Source organism: Streptomyces sp. NBC_00239, from assembly GCF_036194065.1.
Taxonomy (GTDB): Bacteria; Actinomycetota; Actinomycetes; order Streptomycetales; family Streptomycetaceae; genus Streptomyces.
Genome location: NZ_CP108095.1, coordinates 7,934,478 through 7,947,876, shown reverse-complemented (window position 1 = coordinate 7,947,876; position 13,399 = coordinate 7,934,478). Strand labels below are relative to the sequence as shown.

At 74.0% G+C, this 13,399-nt stretch carries 12 protein-coding genes; all 12 read left to right on the top strand.

Features of this window, described 5'->3' with window-relative positions; all coding sequences use genetic code 11:
- Positions 1-122: 122 nt before the first annotated feature.
- The 12 genes from OG764_RS35130 to OG764_RS35075 all read left to right on the top strand — a co-directional run bounded on the left by OG764_RS35130 (position 123) and on the right by OG764_RS35075 (position 13,330).
- A complete protein-coding gene (locus tag OG764_RS35130) occupies positions 123-296 on the top strand; it encodes a hypothetical protein (RefSeq protein WP_328972390.1) in 174 nt (57 codons plus the stop codon).
- A 92-nt stretch (positions 297-388) separates the two neighbouring features.
- Entirely contained in the window at positions 389-1,252 is an 864-nt protein-coding gene (locus OG764_RS35125) for a JmjC domain-containing protein (RefSeq protein WP_328972389.1), read from the top strand.
- Positions 1,252-2,202: a JmjC domain-containing protein gene (locus OG764_RS35120; protein ID WP_328972388.1), complete on the top strand. Its 951-nt coding sequence runs from the start codon at positions 1,252-1,254 to the stop codon at positions 2,200-2,202. The genes OG764_RS35125 and OG764_RS35120 overlap by 1 nt, the downstream gene beginning before the upstream one ends.
- Positions 2,199-3,401 carry a YcaO-like family protein gene (locus OG764_RS35115; RefSeq protein WP_328972387.1) on the top strand — a complete coding sequence of 401 codons (1,203 nt, stop codon included), beginning with the start codon at positions 2,199-2,201 and terminating at the stop codon, positions 3,399-3,401. The genes OG764_RS35120 and OG764_RS35115 overlap by 4 nt, the downstream gene beginning before the upstream one ends.
- Positions 3,398-4,702, top strand: coding sequence for a TfuA-like protein (locus OG764_RS35110; protein WP_328972386.1), 1,305 nt, complete (start codon positions 3,398-3,400; stop codon positions 4,700-4,702). The genes OG764_RS35115 and OG764_RS35110 overlap by 4 nt, the downstream gene beginning before the upstream one ends.
- On the top strand, positions 4,702-6,699 hold the full coding sequence (locus OG764_RS35105) for a S9 family peptidase (RefSeq protein ID WP_328972385.1): 1,998 nt from the start codon (positions 4,702-4,704) through the stop codon (positions 6,697-6,699). Before OG764_RS35110 ends, OG764_RS35105 begins: the two co-directional genes overlap by 1 nt.
- The gene (locus OG764_RS35100) at positions 6,686-7,624 is read left to right on the top strand and encodes an aminoglycoside N(3)-acetyltransferase (RefSeq protein WP_328972384.1); all 939 of its coding nucleotides are present in this window, start codon (positions 6,686-6,688) and stop codon (positions 7,622-7,624) included. Before OG764_RS35105 ends, OG764_RS35100 begins: the two co-directional genes overlap by 14 nt.
- Positions 7,621-8,187 carry a GNAT family N-acetyltransferase gene (locus tag OG764_RS35095; RefSeq protein WP_328972383.1) on the top strand — a complete coding sequence of 189 codons (567 nt, stop codon included), beginning with the start codon at positions 7,621-7,623 and terminating at the stop codon, positions 8,185-8,187. Before OG764_RS35100 ends, OG764_RS35095 begins: the two co-directional genes overlap by 4 nt.
- Complete coding sequence (locus tag OG764_RS35090; RefSeq protein ID WP_328972382.1) at positions 8,175-9,560, top strand: M16 family metallopeptidase; 1,386 nt, start codon at positions 8,175-8,177, stop codon at positions 9,558-9,560. The genes OG764_RS35095 and OG764_RS35090 overlap by 13 nt, the downstream gene beginning before the upstream one ends.
- Positions 9,557-10,834, top strand: coding sequence for a M16 family metallopeptidase (locus tag OG764_RS35085; protein ID WP_328972381.1), 1,278 nt, complete (start codon positions 9,557-9,559; stop codon positions 10,832-10,834). Before OG764_RS35090 ends, OG764_RS35085 begins: the two co-directional genes overlap by 4 nt.
- Positions 10,835-10,920: 86 nt before the next feature.
- Complete coding sequence (locus tag OG764_RS35080) at positions 10,921-12,168, top strand: MFS transporter (RefSeq protein WP_328972380.1); 1,248 nt, start codon at positions 10,921-10,923, stop codon at positions 12,166-12,168.
- Positions 12,169-12,808: 640 nt separating this feature from the next.
- Positions 12,809-13,330 (top strand): hypothetical protein, encoded by a 522-nt coding sequence (locus OG764_RS35075; protein WP_328972379.1) that lies wholly within the window; start codon positions 12,809-12,811, stop codon positions 13,328-13,330.
- Positions 13,331-13,399 lie beyond the last annotated feature (69 nt).

The window sequence follows — 13,399 nt, the reverse complement described above, 5'->3', positions numbered from 1 at the left end:
ACCATCTGGTCCGGGCCCGTTCGCGTCGGCGCGCGGCCGGGAGTCAAGTGCCGCTCCAGGTGACCGGGTGAATCTTGATCCAACGCCGCTGAAACACAGCAGCAACAAATTGGAGGATCACCATGGCTCTCAAGGACGTTCTCAACAACCTGAACGACACCGAGCTCGTCGCCAACCCGACCGAGTCCCGCCTCGCCGGCGAGGGTGTCATCGACCCGGCGAAGGCCGCCGTCCTCAGCAACGACGAGGCCTACGACGCGCCGATGATGGTCCTGTCGCAGATCAACGAGGCCTGACCGATCCGCAGGTAGCAGGTAGCCCGGGAGCCCCAAGCTCCCGGGCGCCTCTGATCGAAGGCACCTACTGATCGAAAGGTTGGCACCCCCGCATGACCGCAGCCGCTTCCTTGACTGCCACGCTCCGCGACAGGCTGCTGGGAGACTCCTGGGGCGTCTCGCACCGCATCCTGAAGAACGCCGTCGACGTCTCGGAGCTGATCACTTCGGCCGACATCGAGCGGCTGCTCGACGCGAGTCTGCTGAAATGGCCCTACTTCACCCTGCTGAAGCACGGCGAAGTGCCCCCCGTCACCTCGTACACCGCGGTGCGCGACGTCATCGGTCAGAAGCGGGAGGGCTTCCCCGATCCGGCCGCCGTCCGGCGCCACATGGAGCGGGGCGCGACGCTCAAGCTCAACCAGCTGCAGGACTGGCACCGGTCCTCCCGGGACATCGCCCGCGGACTGGAGGAGTTCCTCCCGGTCGCCGCGAACTCGTACGTGTTCTGGACGCCGCAGGACTCGCGCGGAATGCTTCCGCACCGGGACGCCGCGCACGTCGTCGCCATCCAGCTGGAGGGCCGCAAGGAGTGGCACCTGTACGCCGAGCCCGACCAGGTCGGGGCCGGCGCGGGACTCGACGTCGACGCCTCCCGGCCCACGCACGTCTTCACCATGGAGCCCGGTGACGTGCTCTACCTGCCGCACGGCTGGCCGCACGACGCGATCGCCAAGGACGGCGACTCCCTGCACCTCACCTTCACGCTCACGGAGCCGACCCCGGAGAACCTCGTGGAGGCGTTCCTTCAGCGCTTCCTCGAGGACGAGCCCGAACTCGTGCACCACTTCCACCAGCGTCCCCTGGACGGGCGGACGAGCGAGGTGCGCACGGCCCTGTACGAGCAGGCCGAGAAACTCGACGCGGCCCGCTGGGCGCGCACGGCAGTAGACACGATGCGGGAGGCGATCGGCTGATGACTGTCACGACCCACACACCTGACACACGCCCCGCGGCCGGCGCCGAAGCAGCCGACGCGGCCGTCGGCGACGGCGTGCCCGCGCTCCTGGACCATCTGGTGGGCGACCCCGCCGCGTTCTTCCGGGACCACTGGGGCAACCAGCCCGTCGTGCTGCGCGCCACGGCCGACCTGTCCACCCTGATCAGCGAGCAGGAGATGTGGGACGAGGTCGACTGCGGCCTGCTGTCCCGCCCCTACTTCACGGTGTTCAACGAGGGCGTGCGCACCGCGATCAGCGACATGTCCACCAAGCGGCGGGTCGTCGGCCACGAGCTGGGCGGCTACATCAAGCCCGAGCAGATCTACGCGGACTGGGAGGCCGGCGCGACCTTCAAGTTCAACCAGGCCGAGCACTGGCACCCGCGGATCCGTACGCTCGTCAAGGGCATGCAGCCGCACTTCCGCGGCGGCCTGGAGTCGTTCGTCTTCCTGAGCCCGCCCGGCAAGACCGCCATGCAGGCCCACTACGACGGTGCGCACGTGTTCGTGCTCCAGGTCTCCGGCACCAAGGACTGGGTCTTCGGCACCAACCACGCCGGCCGGACGGGCGACTCCACCATCCACGAGGGCCCGATCGCCGACGACGAGCGCATCGAGGTCACGCTGCACCCGGGCGACGTGCTGTACATGCCGCACGGCACCCCGCACTACGCGACGGCGCGCGAGGGCAACTCCATCCACATCGCCGTCACCGTGGAGGAGCCGACCGCGGAGAACCTCGCGAACGTGCTGCTGGCGACGTTCATGGCGGACCCGCGCTTCACCGCCTTCGAGGAGAACCACCACCGGCACTCCCTCGAAGAGCGCACCGAGCTGCTGCGCGAGGCGCTCCTCGCCCACCTCGCCGAGGCGGACGAGAAGTACGTCACCGAGGCCGCCGTCACCCTGCGCAGGGAGCACCGGTGAGCGGGCTGCGGGGCCCCCGCCGTCCGTCCTGGCTGACCGGCGGGGGCCCCGCAGCCGTCACCCGAGGAACGCTGCGCAGCACCACCGCCGAGGACACCTGGGCCCGTCTCGCGCCGGTGATCGCCGACCGGGGCATCACGCGGGTGGCCGACCTGACGGATCTGGACACCATCGGCATACCCGTGTGGACCGCGATCCGGCCCGCCGCCGCCACCCTGGTGGCGAGCGCCGGCAAGGGCATCGACCACGCCTCCGCGCGGATCTCCGCGGTCATGGAGTCGCTCGAGGTCGCGGCCTCCGAGCAGGCCAGGCCCGAGGTCGTGGCCCGCGGCAGTGGGCTGGAGGTCGAACCGGGGTACGGCGTGGCCGAGTTGTCCCTGCACCCCGTCTCGCTCGTCGACGACCGCACGGCACTGGACTGGGTCGAGGGCTGGGACCTGGTCTCCCACACCCCCGCCCTGCTGCCGGCGGCAGCCGTCGGCCTGCGCGGCTGGGCTGCCGACGCGTGGCAGCCCGCCACTTTCGTGACCACCACCAACGGGCTGGCCGGCGGCAACGACCACGTCGAGGCCGCCCTGCACGGGCTGCTGGAACTCTGCGAGCGCGACGCCCTGGCCCGGCTCGGCGACGGCGACGCCGTGCGCGTGGAGCCCGACAGCGTGGGCGATCGGCTGGGCGCCGTCATGGACCGGATCCGGGCGGCGGGCGCCGACGCCGTGCTCGAACGCATTCCGTCGCTGCCCGGCACCTACGCCTACACCTGCTGGCTGACCCAGCCGGAGATGTGGCAGGTCTTCGCCGGGTCCGGCTGCCACACCGACGCGCCGATCGCGGCCGAACGCGCCCTGCTGGAGGCCGTCCAGAGCCGGGGCTCCACCATCAGCGGCGGCCGGGACGACATCCCCGAGTGGACGTTCCGGTTGCAGGGCGCGCCCGGTGCCCGGCCCCGGGCGGTGCCGCCGCGCAGTGAGCCGCTGCCCGCCTCCGCCGCCCCGGGTACCGGGCCGGTCGCCCTCGACGACGTGCTCGACGGGCTCGTTGCCGCCGTGCACACGCGCACCGGCCGCCCGGTGATCGCCGTGGACCTGACCCCCGACGGCCGGCCGTGGCCCGCCGTCGTGCAGGTATTCGCCCCGGGTCTCGGGCTCGTACTCGAACACCCGCGGCCCCAGGAACTGACCAGCAGGAGCTTCGTGTGACACCCCGCCGCATCGCCTTCGTGGGCCCGACGCTGGCTCCGCCGGACCGGCCACGGACCGGTTTCACCTTCCTGCCGCCGATCCGGCACGGCGACCTGTTCGCCCTCGACCTGCGGGCGGGCGACCAGGTGCTCGTGGTGGACGGCGTCTACCAGCACTTCGCTCCCATCCGGCACAAGGAGATCCTGGCGATGCTCGACCGCGGGGTCGACGTCGTCGGTACGGCGAGCCTCGGCGCGCTGCGCGCGGCCGAGTTGGCGGGCTTCGGCATGCGGGGCCTGGGCCACGTGTACGCGGCGGCCCGCTCCGGCGAGCTGGTCGCGGACGCCGATGTGGGCGTGCTGCACGCCGGCGAGGACGACGGAGGGCGCCGCCTCACGGTGGCGACGGTCGCCGTCCGGCACGCCGCGGCGCGACTGGTGGCGGCCGGCGAGCTGTCCCCGGCCGACGCGGCCGCCGTCGAACGGGTCGCCGACGACCTGCACTTCACCGAGCGCTCCGAGCAGGCGCTGCTGCACTACGCAGGCGACTGCCGGGCGGCGATGACCTCGGTGCTCGGGCACATCCACGCCCACGGCGACGTGAAGGCCCAGGACGCGCTGGCGGCCCTGGCCGCGCTGGACGCGGAGACCCTCGCGGACGCGCACACCTCGCCGGACGCGCAGGACCGTACGCACACGCACGTCGCGCAGCCGGTGTGGGAGAGCTCCTACGGCGCGGAATGGGCCTTCGAGCGGCGCCCGCTGCGCCCGGGGTCCGCGGTCACCGAGCGCACGGCGCTCGCCTGCCTCCAGCTCTTCGCCGCGGACTTCCCCGCCCGGCACCTGCGCTACGCCCTGCACACCGCCGCACGGACGACGGGCCTGCCGCACACGGCGGATGCCGCCGCCCTCCTCGGCGCGGCCGGCTACGCGCCGGCCACCCGCCCCGACGCCCGGCTGGCCGTCCCCACCCCGGACACCGGCGCCTGGTCCGGCGAGGAGCGGCTGCTCGCGCGCACCTTCCGGCTGCGGCCGGGCCGGCTCGTCTACGCGGACCTGCCCGGCGAGGCCCTGGCCGGCACGACCCGCGCCGAGCTGGAGCAGTGGTGCCTGAAGCTGGCGGCCCCGGCGGACCGGCCGCCCGTGTCCGCAGCCCAGTGCCATGCCGTGCTGCGCCGGTTGTGGCAGGCGCGGGGGCCGCAGGAGTACCGGCTGAGCGCGCTGGAGCGCGGATTCCGCGACGAGGCGGAGGCCGCCCGGTACGCCGGCGGCTTCGACCTGTCTCTCGTCGCCCGGCTTGCGGAGAGGACGGCCGCCTGATGTCCACCACGACCTACCCGGAGCGCGCCGAGGCGCTCGTCGACGCGCTGGCCGCCCAGCCGCGGCCGAAGGCGGTCGCCGCCTTCGCCGACGGCGTGCTCGTGCTGCGCGCCGACGTGCCGAACGGCCTCGGTGCCACCGTCCCCACCCTGATCGGGTACCGCCGCGACGCCGCCGACGGCTGGCAGGCCACCTGGTCCGCGCCCAGGGCGATCGAGGCGGTCGCCGTCCCGGGCGGATTCCTCTACGTGCTCCAGGGTGGCCATCAGGCCCTCGCGTTCCGGTCCGCCGACGGCGGCCCGGAGCGGGTGTTGCGCCAGATCGCCGGGGAGGTCGCCGCCATGGCGGTGCGGCCCGGCTCCGGCACCGTCCTGTGCACGGTCCGCACCGAGGCATCGCCCGGCTCGCACCCGGAGGGGCTGCTGCGCGGCTCGGACGCGGTGTGGGCCACGGGGCCCGGGGCGGGCCTGGGCACGGTGCGCCGGCCCGAGGGCGACTGGCGGATCATGTTCGTGTCCGGCGACGGCGCGGACCCCGACGACGGACGCGAGCTGCCGGTCTCCGTGCCCGCGGGCGCCGTGCTCACCGGCGAGGCCGCCTGGTCGGGCCCGGACACGCTGCTGCTGGGCGTGGCCCACCACCGTCCCGACGGCACCCGCCGGTTCGGACTGCTGGAGGTGTCCGCCGACGACGGCGGCGCGCTGCGCGAACTGCTCTTCGACGGCATCGACCTCTGCTACCCCGTCCCGGACCCGGACCGCGGCCAGGTCGCCTACCTGGGCACGTCCGTGCCGTCGGCGGACGCGCCCCCGGTGCAGTCCGCCTGCGTGGTGCGCGCGGACTCCGCGGAGCTGACCGTCCTCGACGCCCCCGCCGGCACCTGGCAGCGCCCGGTCGGCTGGGACGGCCCGGGCCGGCTCGTGTGCACCGCCGAGGACGGTCCGCGGCGCCGGCTGTACGTCCACGAGGACGGCGTGTGGAGCGACGTGCCCGTGACCGGATCGGTGGCGAGCGTTCGGGTCGCGGGCGGCCGGGCCGCCGTGCTGGGGTCGGCGCTCGACGCTCCCCCGGTGCTCGACGTCGTCGCCCTGCGCTCGGGAACGGCCGAGCGGGTCGAGTCCAGCGACCGGCCCGAGCTGCCGGGGACGCTCTCGTACCACCCGCAGGAGGTGCCGGGGGCGAGCGGTCCGCTGGCCGCCTGGCTGTGCCGGCCGGCCCGGGGCCCGGTGCGCGGTCTCGTCGTGTTCTTCCACGGCGGTCCGTTCCAGAGCTGGACGCAGTGGTCCTGGCGCTGGAATCCGTGGCCGTTCGTGGCCTGCGGCTACGCGGTCGCCCTGATCGAGCCCCCGATGTCGCTGGGGTACGTGCCGGCGGTGGCCGGCGGCTGGCGCAACTGGCGGGCGGGCATCGCGGCCGTGGCGACCCGTCAGGTGGAACTGCTGCGGGCCGAAGCCGGCCTTCAGGACGTGCCGCTGGCCCTGATGGGCGGCAGCTTCGGCGGCTACCTGTCGCTGAACACCGCCGAGCGGCTGCGGCCGCGGCTGGTCGTCGCGCACGCCGCGCCGCTGGACCTCGCCCAGGTGGCCGAGACCAGCGACGTGGGCTGGCAGTGGCTGCGCGAGTACGGCGACCCGACCGGGGACCGCGAGCGGTACCGGGCGAACAGCCTGCCCGGGCGTCCCGTGCCCGACGGCACTCGGGTGCTGCTCTCGCACGGCATGCACGACGGCCTGGTGCCGCCGACCGAGACGCTGCGCGCGCACCGGTCGCTGTCGCGCCAGGGCATCCGCTCCGAGGTGGCGTTCTTCCGCACGGAAGCGCATCCGCTGAGCCGGCCGCGCAACATCCGGGCCTGGTACCGGTGGGTGCTGACGGCCTGCGAGGACGAACTCGCGGGCGGGGCCGTGGACGGCTCCCCGCAGGAACGCCCGGGCGAGGCGGCGCAGCACACCGCCGGGCCCGCGACGGGGGAGGCGGGTCTCCGTGTCCCCGCGTGAGGTCGTCACCCGCGGCCGGATCGCCGACGGGCTGGCCGCGCTCGGCGTCGGCCGGGGCGAGGTGGTCGTCGTCCACTCGTCGCTGCGCAGCTTCGGCTTCGTGCCGGGCGGCGCGCAGAGCGTGTACGAGGCGCTGCGCGAGGCCGTCGGCGCCGACGGCACCCTGGTCATGCCGGCGTTCACCCCCCAGCTGTGCCATCCGGGCACCTGGCGTTCGCCCGACCTGGTCCAGCCGGACCCGTCCGCGGTGGCGGCGGACATGCCGCTGTTCGACCCGGAGCGCACCCCCGTGGCGCGCACCATGGGCGTGCTGCCGGAACTGCTCCGGGCCGTGCCGGGCAGCGTGCGTTCGCGCCACCCGCACGTGTCGTTCGTGGCCGAGGGGCCGCGCGCGCAGGAGATCGTACGGTCGCATCCCGACGCCTACCGGCTCTCCTCGCAGAGTCCGCTGGGCGAGCTGTGGCGGCTCGACGCCACGGTCCTGATGCTGGGCACCGAGTGGAACAAGTGCACGGCGCTGCATCTGGCCGAGTACACGACCCCCTACCCGGGCCGACGGGCCGGCCTGTGGGCACTGCCCGGCGCCGGACCGGAAGGCAGCGGTCCAGAAGGCAAAGGGCCGGAAGGCACTGGTCCGGGAGGTGCCGGGACCCGGTGGCGCGAGGTGCCCGAACTGCTCGTATGGGAGGGTGACTTCGATGCGCTGGGCGCGTCGTACGAGGCGTCCGGCGGCCCGCTGTCCCGTACCCGCGTGGGCGGTGCGGACTGCCGGGCGGTGAAGCTCCGCCCGCTCGTGGAGTTCGCCGCCGGCTGGCTGCCCGGCCACCGCGACCTGCGGCGGGGCGTGGCCCCTCCCGGCTGGCGCGAAGTCGCCGAAGCCGACGGGCCCTTGCCCCTACCACCTCTGGGAGTACCTGCCACATGACCGGTGTCGTGTCCCTGCGCCCCGTCACCTCCGCCGATCTCGACCTTTTCGAGAGCGCGTTCGCCACTGAGGAGGGAACGGGCCCCTACCAGTGGTTCGGGTTCACTGCCGCCCTGCGGACCCGGCGGCGGTTCGCCGAGGACGGGCTGCTGGGCCCGGACGGCGGCGTACTGACCGTCGTCGCCGACGGGCGGGCGGTGGGCCGCGTCGAGTGGTTCAAGTCCACGTGGGGCCGCCCCGACACGTCGTTCTGCTGGACGGTGGCCATCGGCCTCGTGCCGCAGGCGCGGGGCCGGGGTCTGGGCACCGAGGCGCAGCGGCTCCTGGTGCGCTACCTGTTCGAGCACACGCGCGTCGAGCGGGTGCAGGCCTGGACCGATCCGCGCAACACCGCCGAGCAGCGGGCCCTCGAAAAGGCCGGGTTCACCCGCGAGGGGGTGCTGCGGCACGCGCAGTGGCGCGGCGGCCGCTGGCACGACCAAGTGCTGTACTCCGCGCTGCGCGGTGACGCGCCGCTGCGGGACCCGTCCGCGCCCGACGAGGAGGAGACATGGACGGACTGACCGACACAGTCACGCACGGGCCGGCGGACCGGCCGGCGGACGGGCTGACGGATGTGACCCTGGCCAACGGACTGCGGGTGCTGCTCCAGCCCCTGCCCGGCACCCAGGTGGTGGCCAGCTGCCTGCACGTGGGCACCGGCTTCCGCAACGAGCCCGTGGCGGGCGCGGCCCATCTGCTGGAGCACGTGCTGGCGCAGGGATCGTCCGGCACCGGTCCGCTGACCGACGCGGTGGCGGCCATGGGCGGCACGATGAACGCCCGTACCTCCGCCGACCACACGCAGTACACGCAGATCCTGCCCGCCGACGGCCTGGAGCTGGGGCTGCGCATCGAGCGGGACCGGCTGGCCGAGCCGGACCTGGGCGCGGACCACATCCGCGCCCAGATCGCCGTCGTCCAGGCAGAGATACGCCGCAACGTGCTCCAGCGCCCGCACGGCGGCCTGGTCCTGTTCGACCTGCCGGCGCTGCTGCACGACACGTGGGAGAACCGGCACAACGGCTACGGCGACATCGACGCGCTGGGGTCGCTGGGCCCGGCGGAGCTGCGCACGTTCTTCGAGCGTTCGTACGCCCCCGGCAACATCCACCTCGTGCTGGTCGGCGACTTCGAACCGGCGCGGGCGCTGGAACTGGTGGAGCGGCTGCTGGGGACGATCCCCGCCCGGGAGACCTGGCAGCGCGAGCCGGCCGCCGAGGCGCCGCTCAGCGCGCCCCGGTACACCCTGCGTCAGGAGCGGATCGCGCCGGGCGGCCGTACGGTACTCGGCTTCCGGGTGCCGGATCCGGCGGCCGCGCCCGCCGACCACCTGGCCACCGTGCTGCTGAGCGAGCTGCTGGAGGCGGTCGGCGCGGACTGCGGCTGCCATCCGGCGGACGCCCGGCCGTGGGGCGCCTTCCGGACCCGGGTCGACCGGACGGGCAACCCGTTCGACGTGGCCCGAGCCTCGCTGTTCGCCGTGGAGTTCCCGCATCCGCCCGGGGCTTCGCCGGAGGCGGCCGAGACCTGCCTGCGCGCGGTGCTCACGCGGATCGCCGACGGCTCGCTGCCGGTGGCCGAGCCGCTGTCGGTGCTGCGCCGGCAGCTGGCGCTGCACCTGCACGCCGAGCTGGACTCGGTGGCCGGGCAGGCGTCCTGGCTCGGCGTCGGCGCGGCGGTGCACGGCGACCCCGGCCACCTGGCCGCCCTGCCGGCGGCGATCGACGCCGTCACGGACGCCGACGTGGCGCGCCTGGCCGGCGTCTACGCGAGCGCGCCCGCGGCCCGGATCACCAGCCTGCCCGAGGCCGCCCCGACGGCCCCTTCGGTACCCGTCACCGTCACGACTGCCGCGTCCGCGAAGGCGCCCGCGGCCTCAGGAGCCCTCGCATGACGACGTCAGCGCCCGCCGGCCCGCTGCCGGTCCCGTCCCCGCACTTCACCCCGCCCGCCGTCCGGGAGTCGGTCCTGGAGGGCGGCACCCTCGTCGGGATCGACCGGGCCGGCGCCGGGGACCTGGCCGAGGCCCGGCTGGTGGTCCCGCTGACCCCGGCCGGACCGGCCCACGCGACCGAGGTGGACGTGGCCGCCGACGTGTTGAAGGGCGTCCTGGGAGAGGCCGTCGGCCGGCTCGCCGTCGTACGGGCCGAGGCCCGGCCGGACCGGCTCGTCGTCTCGGTCCGCGCCTTCGCGGGCGACCTGGCGGAGGTGTGCACGTCGGTCGGCGCCGCGCTGGAGGCACCGGACCTCTTCGGGGACGAGCGCGTGGCGCGGGCCGCGGGCACCGTACGGGACCGGGCCGCCGCGACCGCGGCCCTGCCGGCGGTCGTCGCCCGGACCGGCTTCCTCTCCGCCGTGTACGGGACCCACCCCTACGGCCGTACCGCCACCGCGGCGGACGCGGGAGAGGTGACGGGCGAGCGGCTGGCGGCGCTGCTGGGCAGTGCCCCGGCGTCGGCCCGGCGCGGCGTGGTCGTGGGCCGCGGCCCCGTGGAGGAACTCCTCGCGGCGGCCGCCCCGTTGCTGCCGCGGCCGTCCGCCCGCGCGCCGCGCACGGCGTACCCGCCGGCGGATCGGCCGGGCGGCGGCGCGGCGACCGTGCTCGCCCCGGGCGCCCCGCAGGCGCTGATCCGGCTGGGCGGACAGGTGCCGGGCCGTACGCACGCGGACTATCCGGCGCTGCAGCTGGCCGTGCTGATGCTCGGCGGCTGGTTCGGCAGCCGGCTGACGCTGGTGCTGCGCGAGCGCGAGGGGCTCTCGTACGCGCCGCGCGCGGTGCTCGACCCGTTGGGCAGCACGGCTGCCTTCACGCTGGAGGCCGATGTCCGCACCGACGGCGCCGCGCGGGCCCTCGTACTGATCGACGAGGAGCTGGAGCGGCTGGCCGCCGGGGCGTTCGCGCCGCGGGAGCTGCTCAGTGCGCAGAACTTCGCGGTGGGCTCGATGGCGATGTCCTGCTCGTCGCGTTCGGGGCTGGCCTCGGTGTTCGCCGGGACCCTGGCGAGCGGCCTGCCGGCGCGGTGGCTGGGCGGCTACGAGCCCCGGGTACGCGCCCTCTCCCCCGCCGACGTCGCGCGCGCGGCCCGTACGTACCTCCAGGAGCCCGGCCTGACGGGAGTCGTGGTGACGCCCGGCGCGCCGGACGGCCTCCCGCCCGTACGCCCCTGACCCGCCTGGCCCGCCTCACTGCCCGCCCCTGACCGCCGGCCCGTCCCTCCCCTCCCCCCTGACCGCACCCGACGATCGGAACGTCCGTGCTGAGATCCTTCATCCAGAGCAACTTCTCCTCGCTGCGGGGCCCCGCCCGCACCCTGGGCGCACTGCACTTCGTGGACAGCCTGGGCAGCGGCCTCTTCATGGCCGGTTCGGCCGTCTACTTCGTCGTGGTCGCGGAACTGCCCGTGGTCGTGGTGGGTCTGGGCCTGTCACTGGCCGGCCTCAGCGGGTTCGTGTCCAGCATCCTCCTGGGGCGGGTGGCCGACCGGTTCGGGGCCCGGCAGATGCTGGGCGTGCTGCTGACCGTGCTGGCCGGCCTGTACGCGCTGTACCCGCTGGTGGGCTCGGCGTGGACGTTCTACCCGGTGGTGATCGCGGTCGGGGCGCTGGAGTTCGGCTGCGGTCCCGCCTTCGGCGCGCTGATCATGGACTTGGTGCCGGAGGCCGAGCGGGTCACCGCCCGGGCGGCCCTGCGTTCCCTCTTCAACGTCGGCTTCTCCGGCGGTGCGCTGGCGGCGGCCGGGCTGATCGGGCTGGGCGGCGGCTGGCTGGAGGTACTGCCCCTGGGCAACGGACTGACGTTCCTGCTCGCGGCCGCCCTCGTGCTGCGGCTGCCTGCCTCCCAGGCGCGGCCGAACGCCGGCGGCGGACGCTTCAAGGTGCTCCGGGACCGGCCGTTCCTCAGCGTGATCGCCGCGTCCAGTCTGCTGGCCCTGCACAGCGCCGTGCTCCTCGTCGGCATCCCCCTGTGGATCGTGGAGAACACCGATCTGCCGCGCGGTGTCGTGCCCCTGATCCTCGCGGTCAACACCGTCCTGGTCGTGCTGTGCCAGGTCGCGGCTGCCAAGGGCGCGGACACGCTGGACGGTTCGGTACGGGCGGCCCGCAGGGCCGGTCTGGTGAGCGTGGCGGCGTGCGCCGCGCTGGCCGTGGCCGGGCTGAGCGGCAGCTGGGCGACCGGGGCGGTCGCGGTCGTCGCGGTCCTGCTCTTCACGGCGGCCGAGCTGTGGCAGTCCGCGAGCGGCTTCGGGCTCGGCTTCGGCCTGGCCCCGGACGCCAACCGCGGTGAGTACCTGGGCGCGTTCCACCTGCACGTGGTCATTCAGGCCACGCTCGGGCCGGCCGTGGTCTCCTTCTTCGTCTCGGTCGACGAGTCCCTCGGCTGGCTGGCGATGGCCGCGATCTTCCTGGCCGGCACCACCGCGATCGGTCCCGCCGTCGCCTGGGCGCGCCGCACGGCACCCGCCCGCGAGAGCGCGGAGCCGGCCCCGGCTCCGGTGGGCTGAGGCCGACCTTTGCAAGGGACCCCCCGACAACGGGTCCTGACGGCCCGGTGAACGCCCGCCCGGGCAGACCGTAGACCTCCCGCGCCGTACGCGCGGGAGGTCGTCCCGTTTCACGGGGTCCGGGCCGGCAAGCCGGCGAGCGGCCCTGACATCGCGGGCGTCGGTCGGATTGGCCGCGCGCCGCAAGGATGGGGCGAATTCCCGGGTGGAAAAGAGTACGACGCATTCCCATCGCCGGTGGTGGAACGCATTGCGGGCTGCACGAGGCAGGCACGCAACCTGACTCTACGACGAACAGGCGACTTTGGCCAGACGGTAGATGATGCGGAATCAACGGACGTTTATTCAGCCACCCCGAGCGGGCTTCACGAAGACGCGAACCGCCGAGGCAAATCACCTACAAGCTCCCCGAGTTGCACATATCGCCTGGCCAGCGCCTCCATCAGGCATGAGCCAGGTCACACATCCCGGAATCCCGCCAGCACCCTTCGCCGCCCACAAGCCCACCCGTACGACATCTGAAGTGCAGAAATCAATTTCATTTTTCCGACTTGATTTCTGCTCCAGGCATGGGTCTAAGATCCCGGAGGAAGTTGGGGGCTTTCCGGTCAGTGAACCGGAACTGAAGACTGGGGTAGGGATGAAGGCACGGAAGAATGTCGTCCGTACGGTGGCCGCGGCCACGGCCGCCGGCGCGCTGGCGTGGCTGGCGATCGCCGGGGCGGGTGGCGCCACCGAGGGCGGCGCTGCGGACGTCACCGCGATGAAGGGCATCGCCGAGGAGGGTCCCGGGTACGCGATCGAGGACTTCGGCTACCCGAACGCGGACAAGATCCTCGCCGAGCAGAACATCACCCTCAAGCGCGGTGACGGCCACATCCTCCTCGCCGACTGCGCGAGCGCGACGAACCTCCTGGAGGTCTGGTCCCGCGCCAAGGAGAAGATCTGCTTCAAGGTCACCGGCACCACCGGCTACCTGACCCTGGAGATCCCCTCGGTCTTCGCCGTCAAGGGCAACGACTACGCCGCCCAGGTCGACATGAAGGTCGGCGCGGAAGAGAAGACGTGGGACGTCAACAAGAACTCCTGGACCGCGGTCGGCGAGAGCGCCGACGAGCAGGGCCGCGAGTTCATGCTCATGGAGATCCGCACCTCCAAGTAGCACCCGCACGGCGCCCAAGCGGCCGCCGTACGGCACCCGTTCACTTCCCCGCGCACCCGTTCACCGAAG